Annotated in this window: 18 protein-coding genes; 9 read left to right on the top strand and 9 right to left on the bottom strand. The window is 71.5% G+C overall.

Features of this window, described 5'->3' with window-relative positions; translation table 11 throughout:
• Positions 1 to 58 precede the first annotated feature (58 nt).
• The 5 genes from IE311_RS18675 (at position 59) to IE311_RS18655 (ending at position 5,799) form a co-directional block, all read left to right on the top strand.
• Positions 59 to 1,666 carry an ABC transporter ATP-binding protein gene (locus IE311_RS18675; RefSeq protein WP_189832939.1) on the top strand — a complete coding sequence of 536 codons (1,608 nt, stop codon included), beginning with the start codon at positions 59 to 61 and terminating at the stop codon, positions 1,664 to 1,666.
• Entirely contained in the window at positions 1,663 to 2,781 is a 1,119-nt protein-coding gene (locus IE311_RS18670; protein ID WP_189832849.1) for an ABC transporter permease, read from the top strand. Before IE311_RS18675 ends, IE311_RS18670 begins: the two co-directional genes overlap by 4 nt.
• Positions 2,778 to 4,040 carry an ABC transporter permease gene (locus IE311_RS18665; RefSeq protein WP_189832848.1) on the top strand — a complete coding sequence of 421 codons (1,263 nt, stop codon included), beginning with the start codon at positions 2,778 to 2,780 and terminating at the stop codon, positions 4,038 to 4,040. The genes IE311_RS18670 and IE311_RS18665 overlap by 4 nt, the downstream gene beginning before the upstream one ends.
• Positions 4,037 to 4,441 (top strand): cytidine deaminase, encoded by a 405-nt coding sequence (locus IE311_RS18660; protein WP_189832847.1) that lies wholly within the window; start codon positions 4,037 to 4,039, stop codon positions 4,439 to 4,441. The genes IE311_RS18665 and IE311_RS18660 overlap by 4 nt, the downstream gene beginning before the upstream one ends.
• 80 nt (positions 4,442 to 4,521) lie before the next feature.
• Complete coding sequence (locus tag IE311_RS18655) at positions 4,522 to 5,799, top strand: thymidine phosphorylase (RefSeq protein ID WP_189832846.1); 1,278 nt, start codon at positions 4,522 to 4,524, stop codon at positions 5,797 to 5,799.
• Positions 5,800 to 5,873: 74 nt separating this feature from the next.
• Here the strand turns inward: IE311_RS18655 and IE311_RS18650 are convergent, their stop codons facing one another.
• Positions 5,874 to 6,533, bottom strand: coding sequence for an HAD family hydrolase (locus IE311_RS18650; RefSeq protein WP_189832845.1), 660 nt, complete (start codon positions 6,531 to 6,533; stop codon positions 5,874 to 5,876).
• Between the two features lie 65 nt (positions 6,534 to 6,598).
• Between IE311_RS18650 and IE311_RS18645 the strand changes: the two genes are divergently transcribed.
• Positions 6,599 to 6,874, top strand: coding sequence for an STAS domain-containing protein (locus IE311_RS18645; RefSeq protein WP_189832844.1), 276 nt, complete (start codon positions 6,599 to 6,601; stop codon positions 6,872 to 6,874).
• A 64-nt stretch (positions 6,875 to 6,938) separates the two neighbouring features.
• Here IE311_RS18645 and IE311_RS18640 read toward each other — a convergent pair whose 3' ends face one another.
• The 3 genes from IE311_RS18640 to IE311_RS18630 form a co-directional block, all read right to left on the bottom strand.
• Positions 6,939 to 7,910, bottom strand: coding sequence for a sigma-70 family RNA polymerase sigma factor (locus IE311_RS18640; protein WP_189832843.1), 972 nt, complete (start codon positions 7,908 to 7,910; stop codon positions 6,939 to 6,941).
• A gap of 83 nt (positions 7,911 to 7,993) precedes the next feature.
• Complete coding sequence (locus IE311_RS18635; protein ID WP_189832842.1) at positions 7,994 to 8,701, bottom strand: L,D-transpeptidase family protein; 708 nt, start codon at positions 8,699 to 8,701, stop codon at positions 7,994 to 7,996.
• 77 nt (positions 8,702 to 8,778) lie between these two features.
• A complete protein-coding gene (locus tag IE311_RS18630; protein WP_189832841.1) occupies positions 8,779 to 10,062 on the bottom strand; it encodes an MFS transporter in 1,284 nt (427 codons plus the stop codon).
• Positions 10,063 to 10,124: 62 nt separating this feature from the next.
• On the opposite strand from IE311_RS18630, the gene IE311_RS18625 reads away from it, so the two are divergent.
• On the top strand, positions 10,125 to 11,096 hold the full coding sequence (locus IE311_RS18625; protein WP_189832840.1) for a LysR family transcriptional regulator: 972 nt from the start codon (positions 10,125 to 10,127) through the stop codon (positions 11,094 to 11,096).
• A 76-nt stretch (positions 11,097 to 11,172) separates the two neighbouring features.
• Here IE311_RS18625 and IE311_RS18620 read toward each other — a convergent pair whose 3' ends face one another.
• The 3 genes from IE311_RS18620 to IE311_RS18610 form a co-directional block, all read right to left on the bottom strand.
• Complete coding sequence (locus IE311_RS18620; protein ID WP_189832839.1) at positions 11,173 to 11,949, bottom strand: alpha/beta hydrolase; 777 nt, start codon at positions 11,947 to 11,949, stop codon at positions 11,173 to 11,175.
• A 93-nt stretch (positions 11,950 to 12,042) separates the two neighbouring features.
• A complete protein-coding gene (locus IE311_RS18615; RefSeq protein WP_189832838.1) occupies positions 12,043 to 13,086 on the bottom strand; it encodes a S66 family peptidase in 1,044 nt (347 codons plus the stop codon).
• Positions 13,087 to 13,091: 5 nt separating this feature from the next.
• Entirely contained in the window at positions 13,092 to 13,862 is a 771-nt protein-coding gene (locus IE311_RS18610) for a GNAT family N-acetyltransferase (RefSeq protein WP_189832837.1), read from the bottom strand.
• A 105-nt stretch (positions 13,863 to 13,967) separates the two neighbouring features.
• Between IE311_RS18610 and IE311_RS18605 the strand changes: the two genes are divergently transcribed.
• Positions 13,968 to 15,122 (top strand): adenosine deaminase, encoded by a 1,155-nt coding sequence (locus IE311_RS18605; protein ID WP_189832836.1) that lies wholly within the window; start codon positions 13,968 to 13,970, stop codon positions 15,120 to 15,122.
• A 172-nt stretch (positions 15,123 to 15,294) separates the two neighbouring features.
• The gene (locus tag IE311_RS18600) at positions 15,295 to 15,660 is read left to right on the top strand and encodes a hypothetical protein (RefSeq protein ID WP_189832835.1); all 366 of its coding nucleotides are present in this window, start codon (positions 15,295 to 15,297) and stop codon (positions 15,658 to 15,660) included.
• A gap of 93 nt (positions 15,661 to 15,753) precedes the next feature.
• Here IE311_RS18600 and IE311_RS18595 read toward each other — a convergent pair whose 3' ends face one another.
• A complete protein-coding gene (locus IE311_RS18595; protein WP_189832834.1) occupies positions 15,754 to 15,954 on the bottom strand; it encodes a PspC domain-containing protein in 201 nt (66 codons plus the stop codon).
• 90 nt (positions 15,955 to 16,044) lie between these two features.
• Positions 16,045 to 16,626, bottom strand: coding sequence for a VanZ family protein (locus IE311_RS18590; protein WP_189832833.1), 582 nt, complete (start codon positions 16,624 to 16,626; stop codon positions 16,045 to 16,047).
• Positions 16,627 to 16,714 lie beyond the last annotated feature (88 nt).

Raw genomic sequence — 16,714 nt, 5'->3', positions numbered from 1 at the left:
CACTCCTTCCGGCCAAGGAGAGTGCGTCATCAACGCGTCCAGCCCCCCTGCCGTAGAACTGCACGGCATCACCAAGCGATTCCCCGGCGTCGTCGCCAACAAGGACATCGCCATCACGGTCCGCAAGGGCACCGTGCACGCCCTCATCGGCGAGAACGGTGCCGGCAAGTCGACCCTCATGAAGATCCTCTACGGCATGCAGAAGCCGGACGAGGGCACCATCGCCGTCGACGGCGAGCAGGTCACCTTCTCCAGCCCCGGTGACGCCATCGCGCGCGGCATCGGCATGGTGCACCAGCACTTCATGCTCGCCGACAACCTCACCGTCCTGGAGAACGTCGTCCTCGGCGGCGAGAAGCTCTACGGCATCGGCGCCAAGGCGCGGAAGAAGATCCTGGAGATCTCCGACGCGTACGGCCTCGGCGTCCGACCCGACGCTCTGGTCGAGGACCTCGGCGTCGCCGACCGTCAGCGGGTGGAGATCCTCAAGGTCCTCTTCCGCGGTGCCAAGATCCTCATCCTCGACGAGCCGACCGCCGTGCTCGTCCCGCAGGAGGTCGACGCGCTCTTCGACAACCTGCGCGAGCTCAAGGCCGAGGGCCTGACCGTCATCTTCATCTCCCACAAGCTGGGCGAGGTCCTGAAGGTCGCGGACGACATCACGGTCATCCGCCGGGGCACCACGGTCGGCACCGCCGACCCGAAGACCGCCACCACCAAGCAGCTCGCCGAGCTGATGGTCGGCAGCGAGCTGCCCTCCCCGGAGACCCGCGAGTCCACGGTCACCGAGGTCCCGATGCTGACGGTCGAGAACCTGACGCTGAGCGAGAGCGGAGTCGCGGCCGCGCCGCTGACCACCGCCGCCCCGGCCGACCCGTCGAGCGCGGCGACCGTCCACGAGGAGGCCGCCGCCGGCCGCAAGCTCCTCGACGACATCTCCCTCACGATCCACAAGGGCGAGATCCTCGGGATCGCCGGTGTCGAGGGCAACGGCCAGACCGAGCTCATCGAGGCCCTGATGGGCATGTCCACCCCCGACGCGGGCGTGATCTCGCTCGACGGCGAGGACATCTCCAAGGTCTCCGTACGCAAGCGCCGCGAGGGCGGCATCGGCTACATCCCCGAGGACCGGCACCGCCACGGCCTGCTCCTGGAGGCCCCGCTCTGGGAGAACCGCATCCTCGGTCACGTCACCGAGGCGCCCAACTCCAAGCGCGGCGTCCTCGACCCGAAGGCGGCCCGCAAGGACACCGAGCGGATCGTGCGCGAGTACGACGTGCGCACCCCCGGCATCGACGTCACCGCGGCCTCCCTCTCCGGCGGCAACCAGCAGAAGCTGATCGTCGGCCGCGAGATGAGCCACAGCCCCAAGTTCCTGATCGCCGCCCACCCCACCCGCGGTGTGGACGTCGGCGCGCAGGCGCAGATCTGGGACGCGATCCGCGACGCCCGTCGTGAGGGCCTGGCGGTGCTGCTGATCTCCGCCGACCTCGACGAGCTGATCGGTCTCTCCGACACCCTCCGGGTCATGTACCGCGGCAAGCTCGTCGCGGACGCCGACCCCGCCACCATCACGCCCGAGCAGCTGGGCTCCGCCATGACCGGCGCGGCCGGCAGCCAGCTCGACGGCGACGCAGAGCAGCCCGAAGACGGTGACGCCCGATGATGAAGTTCGACAAGGACAAGCTGATCCTGGGCGCGGCGGGACCCGTGCTCGCCCTGGTCACCTCGTTCGTGCTCACCGTGCTGGTGCTGCTCGCGACGGGCCTCGACCCGATCGAGCCGATCCGGCTGATGATCGACAACGCCGGCTTCGCCGACATCCAGGTCCTGATCGTCAACCAGACCGGGATCTACTACCTGGCAGCCCTGGCCGTCGCCATCGGCTTCCGGATGAACCTGTTCAACATCGGTGTCGACGGCCAGTACCGGCTCGCGGCGATGGTCTCGGCCCTCGTCGGTGCCTCGATCGAGCTGCCCGGCCCGCTGCACATCCTGGTGATCGTGGTCGTCGCGATGCTCACCGGTGCCTTCTGGGCCGGCATCGCCGGCATCCTGAAGACCACCCGTGGTGTCTCCGAGGTCGTCTCGACGATCATGCTGAACGCCATCGCGACCTCGCTGGTGGCCTGGCTGATCCTGCCGAAGAACTTCGGCGTCCAGCCCGAGGGCTCGAACAACCTCACCACCGGTGAGATCTCCGAGTCCGGCTGGTTCCCGGGCATCGACATGGGCGAGGGCAACGGAGTCATCTACGGCTTCACCTTCGTCGCGCTCGCCCTCGGCGTCGTCTACTGGTTCGTCCTCAACCGCACCCGGTTCGGCTTCGACCTGCGCGCCACCGGCGCCAGCGAGTCCGCCGCCCAGGCCAGCGGCGTCGACGCCAAGAAGATGGTCCTCACCGCGATGCTGCTCTCGGGCGCGCTGGCCGGTCTCGCCGGCATGCCGACGCTGCTCGGCGAGTCCCACACGTACAGCCTCGACTTCCCCGTCGGTGTCGGCTTCACCGCCATCACCATCGCCCTGCTCGGCCGGAACCACCCGGTCGGCATCCTCTTCGCGTCCCTGCTCTTCGCGTTCCTGGACAAGGCGTCCAGCAACCTCGACGTGTACGGGTACCCGAAGGAGATCACCAAGATCATGCAGGGCATCATCGTGATCGCGGTCGTCGTCTCGTACGAGCTCGTCCGCCGTTACGGCCTCCGCCGCCAGCAGCAGAAGGTCGGCGAGGAACTCGCCGCCGGCGGCGCCATCAAGACCGACAAGGAGGTGGCGGCGTGACCACCAGCACCGTTTCCAAGCCGAGCGCCGCGCCCAAGGGCGGCGGACGCCGCAAGCTCACCTGGCCGTGGATCATGCTGATCGTCGCGGCCGGTCTCCTGCTCTTCTCCCTCGTCCGGGCCGTCTCCGGGGCCGACGACCTCACCTCCGTGGGTCAGGTCTCGGGTGCGCTCCAGCTCGCCGTGCCGATCGGCCTCGCCGGTCTCGGCGGTCTGTGGGCCGAGCGTGCGGGCGTCGTCAACATCGGCCTCGAAGGCATGATGGTGCTCGGCACCTGGTTCGGCGCCTGGGCCGGATACCAGTGGGGCCCCTGGGTGGGTGTCCTCTTCGGTCTCCTCGGCGGCGCGCTCGGCGGTCTGCTGCACGCGATCATCACCGTCACGTTCAACGTGAACCACATCGTCTCCGGTGTGGCGATCAACATCCTCGCGGTCGGCTTCACCCAGTACCTGTCGAACTTCACGTTCGCCGAGGCCGAGGGCGGCTCCTCCAAGCAGTCCCCGCGCATCGACGCGATCACCAGGATCACGATTCCAGGGTTGTCCGACTGGCTGGCGGACCTCCAGGCCAAGCACTGGTTCTTCATCTCGGACCTGGCGGGCATCCTCGGCGGCCTGGTCACGAACCTGTCGCTGCTGACGCTCGTCGCCGTGCTGCTGATCCCGGCCACCTGGTGGGTGCTGTGGCGTACGGCCTTCGGCCTGCGGCTGCGCTCCTGCGGTGAGAACCCGGTCGCGGCCGAGTCCCTCGGCGTGAACGTCTACAAGTACAAGTACATCGCCGTCACCGTCTCCGGCGCCCTCGCGGGCCTCGGCGGCGCGTTCCTCGCGATCGTCGCCACCGGCATCTACCAGGAGGGCCAGACCGGCGGCCGCGGCTACATCGGTCTCGCCGCGATGATCTTCGGCAACTGGATGCCCGGCGGCATGGCGCTCGGCGCCGGCCTCTTCGGCTTCACCGACAGCCTCAAGCTCCGCGGCGGCGCCGAGAACGTCCACGCGCTGCTGCTGCTCGTCGCCCTGCTCCTCGTGGTCGCCGCCCTGTGGCAGCTGTACAAGAAGAAGTACGTGCCCGGAGTGATCTCCGCGGCCTTCGCCGTCGGCTTCTTCCTCTGGTACGTGCTCACCGACGAGGTCCCGAGCCAGTTCGTCGACGCTGCCCCGTACATCACCACCCTGCTCGTGCTGGCCCTGTCGGCACAGCGCCTGCGGATGCCGAAGGCCGACGGTCTGCCGTACCGGAAGGGCCAGGGCAAGTGACGACGGCCCCGACCGAGGCCGAGTGGGAGGCCCTGCGGGTCACGGCGCGCGAGGCGATGTCCCACGCGTACGCCCCGTACTCGGGCTACCCGGTCGGCGCGGCGGCCCTCGTCGACGACGGGCGGGTGGTCTCCGGCTGCAACGTGGAGAACGCCTCGTTCGGCCTCGGCCTCTGCGCCGAGTGCGGCCTCGTCTCGGAGCTCCAGGCGACCGGCGGCGGCCGGCTGACCCACTTCGTCTGCGTGGACGGCCGGGGCGAGTGCCTGGTGCCCTGCGGCCGGTGCCGGCAGCTGCTGTACGAGTTCGGCGGCCCCGAGCTCGTCCTGGAGACGCCCGCCGGCTTCCTGACCCTGGCCGAGATGCTGCCGCAGGCATTCGGCCCGGACCACCTGTCGAAGTAGTACTTCGGAGCGGCCCTTCCGGCACGATGGGAGGGCCGCTCCTCCTTTCCCCCTCTATGCGCGTAGAAAGAGGCACCACCATGGACGTCATCTCCGTCATCCGCACGAAGCGGGACAAGGGCGAGCTGAGCCCGGAGCAGATCGACTGGGTCATCGACGCCTACACCCGCGGTGCGGTCGCCGACGAGCAGATGTCCGCCCTGGCCATGGCCATCCTGCTCAACGGCATGAACCGCACGGAGATCGCCCGCTGGACGGCGGCCATGATCGCCTCCGGCGAGCGCATGAACTTCGACTCGCTCTCCCGCCCCACCGCCGACAAGCACTCCACCGGCGGCGTCGGCGACAAGATCACCCTCCCGCTCGCCCCGCTCGTCGCGGCCTGCGGCGCGGCCGTGCCGCAGCTCTCCGGCCGGGGCCTCGGCCACACCGGCGGCACGCTCGACAAGCTGGAGTCCATCCCCGGCTGGCGGGCGCTGCTCTCCAACGAGGAGATGCTGCACGTCCTCGACACCACCGGCGCGGTCATCTGCGCGGCCGGCGACGGCCTGGCCCCCGCCGACAAGAAGCTGTACGCCCTCCGGGACGTCACCGGCACCGTCGAGGCCATCCCGCTGATCGCCTCCTCGATCATGTCGAAGAAGATCGCCGAGGGTACCGGCTCCCTGGTCCTCGACGTGAAGGTCGGCACCGGCGCCTTCATGAAGAACATCGAGGACGCCCGCGAGCTCGCCTCGACGATGGTCGGCCTCGGCACCGACAGCGGCGTGCGGACGGTGGCCCTGCTCACCGACATGTCCACCCCGCTCGGCCTCACCGCGGGCAACGCCCTGGAGGTCCGCGAGTCGGTCGAGGTCCTCGCGGGCGGCGGCCCGGCGGACGTCGTCGAGCTGACGATCGCGCTGGCCCGCGAGATGCTCGAAGCGGCCGGCATCAAGGACGCGGACCCGGCGAAGGCACTGGCCGACGGTTCGGCGATGGACCACTGGCGCCGGATGATCGCGGCCCAGGGCGGCGACCCGGACGCGGCCCTCCCGGTCGCCCGCGAGCAGCACGTCGTCACGGCCCCCTCCTCCGGTGTCCTGACCCGTCTGGACGCCTACGACATCGGCATCGCCGCCTGGCGCCTGGGCGCGGGCCGTGCCCGCAAGGAGGACCCGGTGCAGGCGGGCGCCGGCGTGGAGCTCCACGCCAAGCCGGGTGACACGGTGACGGCGGGCCAGCCCCTGGTCACCCTCCACACGGACACCCCGGAGAAGTTCGACTACGCGCTGCAGTCCCTGGGCTCGGCCTGGGACATCGCGGCGCCGGGCACGGAGTTCACCCCGAACCCGATCGTCCTGGACCGCATCGCCTGAGGTCGGCCCCTGGGCGTATGCCCATGACACCTTCGGGTGAACGGGACCGGTGGCCCCCCGCCGGTCCCGTTCGGTCAGCCGATCGCCGCTCCCAGCAGCCCCGGCAGCGTCCGCATGTCCTCGAAGACCACCGTTCCCGGGCACGCCAGCCGTTCCGCCCTCGTCAGCCCTCCGCTGTAGCCGAAGGCGCGCATGCCGGCCGCGCGGGCCGCCCGGACGCCGTACGGGCTGTCCTCGACGACCGCGCAGCGCTCCGGCGGGACACCCATCGTGGCCGCCGCGTGCAGGAAGAGGTCCGGGGCGGGCTTGCCCCGGGCGACGTCGCGGGCGCTGAACATCCGGCCCTCGAAGCGGTCGAGCAGCCCCGTGCGGCCGAGGTTCTTCCGGATGGAGGCATGGCTGCCGTTGGAGGCGAGGCAGTACGGGACGGCCAGCGCGTCCAGGAGGTCCGTGACGCCCTCCACGGCCGTCAGTTCCGCGTCCAGGGCGTCCTCGTACCGCTGCTTGAAGGGCGCCTGCCAGTCGGGCCCCAGCGGGCGGCCCCGGCGCTCCTCCACGATCGCGGTGAGCACGTCGTGCGAGGAGCCGACGAAGTACTCGACCACCTCCGCCTCGGTGAACTCCGCTCCGAGGGACGCGAACACCTCCCGGTCCACCCGGCAGTAGATCCGCTCGCTGTCCACCAGGACACCGTCGCAGTCGAAGATCACCAGTTCGGCGGGCTCAAGAGTCATGGTCCCGACCCTAAGGGCGAAGTGATCACCGATGAGTTCCGGTCCGAGGGCCGGTCTCAAGCCGTGTGGACACCAGCCGACCGCTCGTCGTGATCCTGACCGCCCGCCCCTCCGGGGACGAGGTGGCGCGTCTCTGTGCCGAGCTCGCCGCCGCCCCGCCCGGCGAGGTCGTCTGTGAGGTCGGCGCCCTCGCGTGCGCCGACCTCGCCGCCGTCGACGCCCTCGCCCGGCTGAAACTGGCCGCCGGCCGGCGGGGGCATCGGATCCGGTTCCACGGGGCGGGGCCCGACCTGCGGGCCCTGCTCCTGCTCACCGGCCTCGACGGGACGCTGCCGATCTAGCTGCCGCCCTTGCTGCCGATCTGGCCGGCGACTTGGCTGCCGACCTGGGCGGTGCCGCGGCCGGTCAGCCCTCCAGCCGGGCCGGCAGGTCGAAGAGCGGGAACCAGCGCTCGGTGTCCAGGAAGAAGTCCATCCCGGCGACCTTGCCCTCGCGGAGCTCCAGGACGATGAGCGCCCACGGGCTGAAGCCGCCCGCCGGGTCCGGGTGGTACTGGGCGAAGGCGGGGGAGCCGTTCGCCACGGTCGGCACCAGCTTCGAGCCGGCGCACACCTCGCCGACACCCAGCATCCAGCCGACGATGTCGTCGTGACCCTGGAGCCAGAGGTCGTACGGGGGCATGGACATGGTCGCGTCCTCGTGGAGGAGCGCGGTGAGCGCCTTCATGTCGTAGCCCTCGAAGGCGGCGACATAGCGCTCCAGGAGCGCCTTCTGCTCCTCGTCGAGCGGGTTCGCCGTGTCGGAGGCGGCCGGCGCCTGCTCGGCCAGGGTCGCGCGGGCCCGCTGGAGGGCGCTGTTGACCGAGGCGACGGAGGTGTCGAGGAGTTCGGCGACCTCGCTCGCCTTCCAGGCGAGGACCTCGCGGAGGATGAGGACCGCCCGCTGCTTGGGCGGCAGGTGCTGGAGCGCGGCCACGAAGGCGAGCCGTACGGTCTCCCGGGAGACGGCCGTCTCCGCCGGGTCGGCGACCGAGGGCAGGACCCGCCCGTCGGGGATCGGCTCCAGCCAGGTGATCTCGGGCTGCTTGACGAGCTGTGCCCGGGCCACGGGCGTGGCTGAGGTCAGGTCCATGGGCCGTGCCCTCCGGTTGCCCGCGTTCAGCGCGTCCAGGCAGACGTTGGTGGCGATGCGGTAGAGCCAGGACCGCAGTGAGGAGCGGCCCTCGAAGGAGTCGATGGCCTTCCAGGCCCTGACCATCGTGTCCTGCACCGCGTCCTCGGCCTCGAAGGAGGATCCGAGCATCCGGTAGCAGTAACCGGTCAGCTCCCTGCGGTACTTGTCGAGTTCCTCGGTCGTCGCGGCCGCGGCGTCGCTCATCGGGTCCACACCCCACTCACCCTCACCGGCACCCGTTCGGTGCCGGTGAGAGGGAAGCTACCGCAGCCGACTGACAGCCGGGGTCAGGTTCCCGGCTTGCGCCCGTAGATGAAGACGTCGTCGCCGTTCCGGAGCAGACCCCAGTACGCCTTCGCGTCCTTCGACGTCATGTTGACGCAGCCGCCCGAGCCCGGCGGGTTCCACATGGACTTGGTGGTCGAGTGGAAGGCCTGGCCGCCGTCGAAGAACTGCGAGTACGGCATGGAGACGTGGTAGAGCGTCGACCAGTGGTTGATGTTCCGCCAGTAGATCTTCTTCGCGCCCGTACGGGTCTCGGTGCCGTCCTTGCCCGTGCGCACCGGCACGGGGCCGTACTTGAGACGGGCGCCGTCCTGGATCCAGGTCAGCTGACGGGTCAGGTCCACGCAGGCGATCCGGCCCTTGTTGGTCGGACACCTGCGGTCCTTGTTGGGGTTGGACCCCGCCGCCTTCTGCTGGAGCATCGTGTTCATCGTGCGCCAGGTGATCGTCCCGGCGTACCCCGCGGACGGGGTGATGCCGTGCTTCTTCTGGAAGGCCTGGATGGCCTTGCAGTCGGCGGACGACTGGCGTCCGTCGACCGGCCGCCCGAGGAACTTCTCCACCTGCTTCTGGTACGGGCCCGTCGTCACGTTGCAGGACGCGGCCTGCGCCGGGGCCGCCCCCAGCGCGATCGTCATCGGTACGAGCAGTGAGGTGAGGCCGGCCGTGATGCCCGCTCTTCTGCCTATGCGACCCGCGATTCTCGTCATGATCGTCAACTCCCCCTTGAGTCCTATGAATCAGGACGTCCGGGGGAGCGACTCAGTTGCAGCGGATTCGGGCCGAATCAGCAGGACGCGGCGAGCTGGATCCGCCGTGCCTCGGTGCGGGCGCTGTGGCTGCCGTACAGGGTGACCGAGACGACGCCGAGGACCGCGACGAGTCCGATCAGGACCGTGCCCGCCCAGCCGCCGGCGTGGAAGGCGATCGCGCCGAGCGTGCCGCCCGCGCTGCTGCCCAGGTAGTAGGCGGACTGGTAGAGCGCCGAGGCCTGCGCGCGGCCCGTCTTCGCCGTGCGGCTGACCGAGGAGGAGGCGACCGCGTGGCCGGCGAAGAAGCCGGCGGTGATCAGGACGAGCCCGGCGAGGACCGCCGGCAGCGCGTCGGAGAGCGAGAGCAGCAGGCCCGCGGCGGTGGTGGAGACCGCCAGGTAGAGCGCCCCGCGCCGGCCGAGCCGGCCGACGAGCCGGCCCGCGGCGGCGGAGGAGACCGTACCGACCAGGTAGATGAGGAAGATCGAGCCGATCACGCCCTGCGGCAGCGAGAACGGGGCCTCGACCAGGCGGTAGCCGATCACGGTGTACACCGCGCCGAACACCGTCATGAACAGGGCGCCGATCGCGTAGAGCCGCATCAGCAGCGGGTCCGCGAGGTGGGTCCGCACGGTCCGGGCGAGCGCCTTCGGGTTGAGCGTGCCGGGCGTGAAGTGCCGTGCCTTCGGCAGCAGCGCCCGGAAGGCCAGCGCGCACAGCAGGGAGGTCAGACCGACGGCGGCCAGACCCGCGCGCCAGCCCCACATCTGGGCCACCCAGCCGGTCACCAGGCGGCCGCTCATGCCGCCGACGGAGTTGCCCGCCACGAACAGGCCGATCGCGGCGACCAGCGCCTTGGGCCGGACCTCCTCGGCGAGGAACGCCATCGCGGAGGCCGGGAGCCCGGCGAGCGCCGCGCCCTGGATCGCGCGGAGGGCGATCAGGGTCTCCAGGTTCGGGGCGAGCGGCACGAGGAGCGCGATGCCGACCGCGACCGACAGGGAGGTGATCATCATCGTGCGCCGGCCGAAGCGCTCCGAGAGGGCGCTGAGCGGCAGGACACACAGGGCGAGGGCGGCGGTCGCGGCCGAGACCGTCCAGGAGGCGGCGGAGGCGGTGGCGCCGAACTCGGCCGAGATGGCCGGGAGGAGGGCCTGTGTGGAGTAGAGGAGGGCGAAGGCGGCGAGGCCGGCGGCGAAGAGCGCGAGGCTCGTGCGGCGGTAGCCGGGGACGCCGGGGGCGAGGCGGGTGTCGGCAGGGGCGGGGCGGGTGTCGGCGGACGCGTGGGTGGCGACCGCCTCGGTACTGGCGGGAGGCATGTCTCGAACGTAGGACGCTCCGGTTCATGCGTCCAATGCACGGAACTGCTGTAATCGTTCCCATGGTGCATGAGTACAGGTCACAGCCTCGGCTGTCACCGAACAGTAACGAAGAAGACATGGGACCGCTGCTCGCGCCGCGGCTCGCCTACTTCGCGGCGGTCGCCCGCCACGAGCATGTGACCAGGGCCGCGGCCGAGATGGGCGTTCCGCAGTCCACGCTCTCCCGGGCGATGGTCCGGCTCGAACAGGACCTGGGTGTCACCCTCTTCGCCCGCCGCGGTCGCACGGTCTCCCTCACCCCGGCCGGGCGGCGTTTCCTCACCGCGGCCGAGCGGGCGCTCGCCGAGGTGGAACGGGCCGCCGACACCGTACGCGCCGACGCCGACGCCACCGCGGGCCGCGTCGCCTTCGGCTTCCTCCACACCATGGGTTCCGAGACCGTCCCCGGTCTCATCCGGGCCTTCCGTGTCGACCATCCCCGGATCCGCTTCACCCTCGTCCAGAACTACGGCGAGGCGATGATCGAGCGGCTGCGGGCGGGCGACCTCGACCTCTGTCTGACCTCCCCGGTGCCCGACGCCCCCGACCTGGTCGCCCGGCGCCTCGACGAGCAGCGGCTCCGGCTGGTCGTCCCCGACGACCACCGGCTCGCGGGCCGCAAGCGCGTCCGCCTCGCCGAGGCCGCGGAGGAGACCTTCGTGACCCTGGAGCCGGGGTACGGGCTCCGCCGCATCACCGACGACCTGTGCGCGGAGGCCGGCTTCAGACCCAGGATCGCCTTCGAGGGCGAGGAGGCCGAGACCCTGCGCGGCCTGGTCGCGGCCGGTCTCGGCGTCGCCCTGCTGCCCCCGCCGGCCGTCCCGCGCCCCGGCGTCGTCGAACTCACCGTCACCGCACCGCGCGCGGTCCGCGAGATCGGTGTCGCCTGGCTGGACGGCCACCCGGACACGGCACCGGTGGCCGCCTTCAAGAAGTTCCTGCTGAGCCGCAGGGGCCACCTGCTGCCGAAGGACCCCTCACCGGCCCCGTGATCCCCGCGGGCCGTGCCCGCCCCGGCGGACCTCCGCGGGCCGTGCCCGCCCGGCTCCCCGTGGTGACCCCGGACCGTCACCGGCGGGACGAGCTCCCGAAGCCCGCCGCGAGCGGCATCCGCAGGCCCAGCGGCGGGGGAGCGGCCATCGCGTCGGTCACGGGGCGCGCGACCGGGCGGGCGAAGAGCGCGCCGAGGACGAAGTCGGCGGCGAGGGCCTGGACCTCGTCCGCGTACTGGCGCAGCGCGTGGCCGTCCGAGTGGACCTCGAAACGGCAGGTGTCCCGGTTGGCCTTCTTGGCCCGCTCGGCGAACCGGAACGACAGTTCGGGGTCCGTCCGGGCGTCGTTCGTCCCGTGGACGAGCAGCACCCGGCGCCCCACCAGCTGCCGTACGGCCTCCGGCTCCGCCGCCATGTCGTGCTCGGGCAGCCAGGGGGCGAGCGCCAGGACGGCGCTCACCGCGCCGTGCCCGGCCGCCCGCAGCGCCGCCCGGCCGCCGAGCCCGTGGCCGACGAGACAGACGGGGACGTCGCCGTAGCGGCGTACGGCCTCGGCGATCGCCCAGGAGGCGTCCTCGGCGAGGTTGGCGTCGGCCCCGTTCCAGCCGCGCCCCCGGTAGCGCACCACATGGGTGACGAGGCCGTCGGACCGTCCGGCCCTGGCGAGGGAGCGCCCGAGCGGCAGCATCGCGGCGTGGGCCCGCGCGGAGGCGCGCCGCCCCGACACCGGCTCGCCGTCCGGGAGGAGCAGCACCACGCCGCCCACCGTCACCGATGTGCGTGAACCTCCAACGGGCCGACCGAGCCGGGGTCTCCGGGCGTCGGCGGGCCCCACGAGTGCGAAGTGCGCCATGACAGAACAGTCTCAGAATCGGAGGTGTACGCCAGTCGTACGCGCGGTCTCTGTTACGTATCGCCCGGCGTGGCACGGCCGTTCGGCCGGATCTCAGTAGGTGACGGTGATGCGGCGGGCGGGGCCGTCGACCCGGATCGGGCCGCCGCAGGGGAGCACCTGCTGCGGGTCGGTGTGCCCGAAGTCGACGTCGAAGACCGCCAGGGACTGGGGCGCGTACTCGCTCAACGCCTTGAGCACCGCCTCGCGTTGGTCCTTCCGGTACGCGGCCCTGGCCGGTCCCTCCAGCGGCTGTCCGAAGCTCCAGCTCTTGGCCCGGGCCATCAGAACGGCCGGGAACTGCCGCAGCAGCCCGCGCTCCCCCATGTTCCGCAGGATCCGGTACACCTCGTCGGCGCTCGGCATCTCCTCGGAGGTCTCCAGGAAGAGCACCTGCCCGGCGTACTCCTCGACCGGCCGGATCTCCCGGTCGGCCATCAGCATCCAGGCCAGGATCTCCAGGCAGCCGCCCCAGCCGGTGCCGGTGACGACCCGGTCGGCGTTGTGCCAGAACCAGCCGTCGGCCGGCTCCGTCTCCGGTTCGCGCGCGAAGGTCTCCGGCGCGTCCCACGGCCCGTTGACGTCGCCGACGTCCGCCGACGGCGTGAGTTCGTACGGGCCGGAGCCGAGCAGCGCGGCCCGCAGCGAGCGGGCCGTCAGCGGGTGGAGCGCCCCGGGCCTGCCGAGTTCCACCATCACCGAGCCGCCGTGATAGCTCACGACACCGAGGTTGAGCAGGAGGAGCAGGAGGTTGGTGTTGTCGCTGTACCCGAAGAACGGCTTCGGGTGGGCACGGATCAACTCCCGGTCCAGATGGGGCAGCACGGTGATCTGGTCCTCGCCGCCGATGGTCGCGAGGACGGCCTTGATCTCCGGGTCGGCGAACGCGGCGTTCAGGTCGGCCGCGCGCTCCCGGGGCGTGGAGCCCCACGCGCGGGTGGTCGGGTACTCGACCGGGATCAGACCGAACTCCTCGCGCAGCCGGGCGAGCCCCAGTTCGTAGGGCCGCGGGAAGAGACCGGGCAGGCCGCCCGAGGGGGAGACGATCGCGACCTTGTCGCCGGGCCGGGGCTTGGGCGGGTGCACGGGGTGGGGCATTTGGCTCACACCTTCTCGTAGCAGTGGACGGTGTCGACGACGGCGAAGCCCTTCCGCCCGTACCAGCGGTGCGGCCAGTTCGCCCTTTTCGCGCTGAGGAAGCGGAGATCGCAGCCGGCCTCGGCCGCCAGGTGCAGCGCCGTGTCGAGGACCCGCCCGGCATGGCCCCGCCCGAGGTGCTTCTCGGCGGTGACCAGGTCCTCGACGCGGGCGACCCCGGTCGACGGGTCGAGGTACAGATCGACCCACGACGCCACCTCGCCGTCCTCGGTGCGGGCGGCGAGGAACCGCACCTCCTCGGCGGCCCGGAGCCGGGCCGCGCGCCGTTCCACCAGGTGGTGCACCTCCTCGTCGCTCACCCCGGGCGCGAACCGGCGCCAGGCCTCCGCGGCCGGCGCCCGCAGCTCCTCCATGTCCACCGGCCGGGCCCCGCCGTGCGCCGGCACCGGGCCGGTGTGCCGCATGAGGTCGATGGCCGTGTGGACGTATCCGGCCCGTTCCAGCGGGCCCCGGCAGGCGGCCGCGACCTCGTCGACGACGAACAGGAGCCGGTACGGGAGATGCCCGAGCAGCTCCTCGGCCCGCGCGGGCAGTGCCTCGGGGTCGGTCTCGCCGTCGACCAGCAGGTGGTTGTTGCCCCGGGAATGCGTGTACAGGTCGTCGAGCGCGGCGAATCCGCCGGGGAAGTCGACGGTCCGGCCCGCCTGGCGACGGTGGAAGGCGGACAGGGACGTACGGATACGCCGCAGCCCGGCGTCGGTCGGGGTGGAAGTCATGGGCCCACGCTAGGTGTTCGGGATTCCGGACCGCACCTGAAAAAGGCCGTGACGGACACCGTGCCACAAGGCGCGCTCTACGCGCGTAGGGGCTAGAGTGCGGAGATGACGAGCCAGACCCCCAGCGTCCCCACCGCGGATCAGATCCGCCGTGCCCCGAAGGTGCTGCTCCACGACCACCTCGACGGCGGACTGCGCCCCGGCACGATCATCGAACTCGCCCGGGAGCAGGGCTATCGGCAGCTCCCCGAGGCGGAGCCCGACAAGCTCGGCATCTGGTTCCGCGAAGCCGCCGACTCCGGGTCCCTGGAGCGCTATCTGGAGACCTTCGCGCACACCTGCGCCGTCATGCAGACCCGCGACGCCCTCTTCCGCGTCGCCGCCGAGTGCGCCGTCGACCTCGCCGAGGACGGCGTCGTCTACGCGGAGGTGCGCTACGCCCCCGAGCAGCACCTGGAGAGCGGCCTCACCCTCGAAGAAGTGGTGGAGGCCGTCAACGAGGGCTTCCGGGAGGGCGAGCGCCAGGCCAGGGCGAACGGCCACCGCATCCGGGTCGGCGCCCTGCTCACCGCCATGCGGCACGCGGCCCGCGCCCTGGAGATCGCCGAACTCGCCAACCGCTACCGCGACTCCGGCGTCGTCGGCTTCGACATCGCGGGCGCCGAGGCCGGCTACCCGCCCACCCGCCACCTCGACGCCTTCGAGTACCTCAAGCGGGAGAACAACCACTTCACGATCCACGCGGGCGAGGCCTTCGGGCTGCCCTCCATCTGGCAGGCGCTCCAGTGGTGCGGCGCCGACCGGCTGGGGCACGGCGTCCGGATCATCGACGACATCGAGGTCGCCGACGACGGTTCGGTGACCCTCGGCCGGCTCGCCGCCTACGTCCGCGACAAGCGGATCCCGCTGGAGATGTGTCCCTCCTCCAACCTCCAGACCGGCGCGGCGCCCTCGTTCGCCGAGCACCCCATCGGTCTGCTCCGCACGCTGCACTTCCGGGCCACGGTCAACACCGACAACCGGCTCATGAGCGGCACGAGCATGAGCCGGGAATTCGAGCTCCTGACCGAGGCATTCGATTACACGCTCGACGACATGCAGTGGTTCACGGTCAATGCGATGAAATCAGCGTTCATTCCTTTCGATGAACGCCTGGCCATGATCAATGAGGTCATCAAGCCCGGATACGCCGAACTGAAGTCCGAATGGCTGTTCCAGCAGACCGCCACGACCAGCGAGTCTTCCCGCACGGCGGGCTGAACAGCACCCCGTCACGGGGAACGGAGCGGCCGGGAAAGCGCGACACCCGGCCGCTTTCCGGTGTTTGCGGAGGGATCGTTCACTGGTTAGGTTGCAGAGCCGCTCTGCATTCCCAGGATTTCCCCTCCCGGCTTTCCCGGAAGCCCCCGGATTCCCCAAGGAAGATTTTCAGATGAAGCAGTCTGCCGCCAAGAAGCTCGGTGTCGCCGCTCTCGGTGCCGCTTTCGCCGCTGCCGCCGCCGGCACGGCCTCCGCCGCCCCGGTCGTGCCCGCCACCCCCGACGCGCTCGGCCTGGTCACCCAGACCGTGCCGGTGGGTGACGACCTCACCAAGCTCCCCGACGGCGCCGCCGAGTCCCTCGGTGCCGGCCAGGGCGCCCTCGGCCAGGGCCTCGACCAGGGTGTGAAGACCCTCCCGGCCGCCGCCGGCCAGGCCACCCAGAGCCTCCCGCTCGACGCCGCCGCCGGCGGCCTCGGCGCCACCCCGCTCGGCGGCCTCCTCGGCGGCCTGCCGCTGCAGGGCCTGCCGCTCGGCTGAACCGTGCCGTAGGGCTCGACGTATCGACGCCGAAGGGGCGCGCACCCGGTCTCCCGGGTACGCGCCCCTTCGGCGCACGTCGATCCTCCGCGGCTACCAGGCCGTGGTGCTCTTCCGCTCGTCCGGCAGGAAGATCCACAGGCCGAGGTAGATCAGGAACTGCGGGCCGGGCAGCAGACACGAGACCAGGAAGATCAGGCGCATCGTGTTGGAGGAGATGCCGAAGCGCCGGGCCAGGCCCGCGCACACTCCGCCGATCACGCGTCCGTCACGGGGGCGGGTCAGTGCGGCCATGGTGGGCTCCTTCGGAGTCGGTCCGGGAGCCGCTCCGTCGGGCTCCCGATGACTCCATACTGCCGCCGGAAGGGGGTCCGGGGCGTCGGTCTACCGGGCGATCGGGACCCTGGTAATCCTCGGGGTCGCACCCTGAGAGCCCTCGTTCCGCAGCAGGGGGGAACCCCGGCCCGGCCCGGTACCCACGGAGGAGTCCGCGCTTCCCGCGTCCGACCTGCGGCGCAGCCAGGTCCGTCCGGCAGGGACGAGGAGGAGATGCGCGAGCGCCACCCCGGCGGTGTTCAGGAGGACCGAGTCCACGTCCACCACCTGACCGGGTACGGCGGTCTGCAGAAGTTCCACCGCGAGCGACACGAGGGCACCGGCGGCGGTCGTCCGGGTCAGCGAGGCCCACCCGGACACCCGGAGCCGCCCGTCGGCCATCGGCAGCAGCACCCCGAGCGGGGCGAGGAGCAGCAGCCCCTCGCCGATCAGCCGGGCGGCCTCGGCGGTGCCGAGGGCGAGGTCGGCGCGGAGGCCGTCGAGGGGGACGATGTTCGGCGCGGTCACCCAGGCCACGTCCCGTGGGCGCAGGCTGATCCAGGCGACGAGCAGCAGATGCGCGAGGACGAGGACGAACCCCGCCACGCGGACGACCACGGCGGCACTGCCGCCCGAACCTTGACGCTGCACGCCCCCCAAGACGCCCGGAACGGCGGAATCGGTTCCGCCGGGTCGGCCCCGGGCTCGCGAGGACACCGCCCCGACCTCCCCGAGGGGG

The sequence above is a fragment of the Streptomyces zaomyceticus genome (genome assembly GCF_014656215.1).
GTDB lineage: Bacteria > Actinomycetota > Actinomycetes > Streptomycetales > Streptomycetaceae > Streptomyces > Streptomyces zaomyceticus.
This window is presented reverse-complemented; position numbering and strand designations above follow the sequence as displayed.

Coding starts and splice junctions, on each gene's coding strand:
- IE311_RS18670 (WP_189832849.1), top strand. CDS start 1,663: ATGATGAAGTTCGACAAGGACAAGCTGATCCTGGGCGCGGCGGGACCC.
- IE311_RS18655 (WP_189832846.1), top strand. CDS start 4,522: ATGGACGTCATCTCCGTCATCCGCACGAAGCGGGACAAGGGCGAGCTG.
- IE311_RS18650 (WP_189832845.1), bottom strand. CDS start 6,533: ATGACTCTTGAGCCCGCCGAACTGGTGATCTTCGACTGCGACGGTGTC.
- IE311_RS18640 (WP_189832843.1), bottom strand. CDS start 7,910: ATGAGCGACGCCGCGGCCGCGACGACCGAGGAACTCGACAAGTACCGC.
- IE311_RS18635 (WP_189832842.1), bottom strand. CDS start 8,701: ATGACGAGAATCGCGGGTCGCATAGGCAGAAGAGCGGGCATCACGGCC.
- IE311_RS18630 (WP_189832841.1), bottom strand. CDS start 10,062: ATGCCTCCCGCCAGTACCGAGGCGGTCGCCACCCACGCGTCCGCCGAC.
- IE311_RS18625 (WP_189832840.1), top strand. CDS start 10,125: ATGGTGCATGAGTACAGGTCACAGCCTCGGCTGTCACCGAACAGTAAC.
- IE311_RS18620 (WP_189832839.1), bottom strand. CDS start 11,949: ATGGCGCACTTCGCACTCGTGGGGCCCGCCGACGCCCGGAGACCCCGG.
- IE311_RS18615 (WP_189832838.1), bottom strand. CDS start 13,086: ATGCCCCACCCCGTGCACCCGCCCAAGCCCCGGCCCGGCGACAAGGTC.
- IE311_RS18610 (WP_189832837.1), bottom strand. CDS start 13,862: ATGACTTCCACCCCGACCGACGCCGGGCTGCGGCGTATCCGTACGTCC.
- IE311_RS18605 (WP_189832836.1), top strand. CDS start 13,968: ATGACGAGCCAGACCCCCAGCGTCCCCACCGCGGATCAGATCCGCCGT.
- IE311_RS18600 (WP_189832835.1), top strand. CDS start 15,295: ATGAAGCAGTCTGCCGCCAAGAAGCTCGGTGTCGCCGCTCTCGGTGCC.
- IE311_RS18595 (WP_189832834.1), bottom strand. CDS start 15,954: ATGGCCGCACTGACCCGCCCCCGTGACGGACGCGTGATCGGCGGAGTG.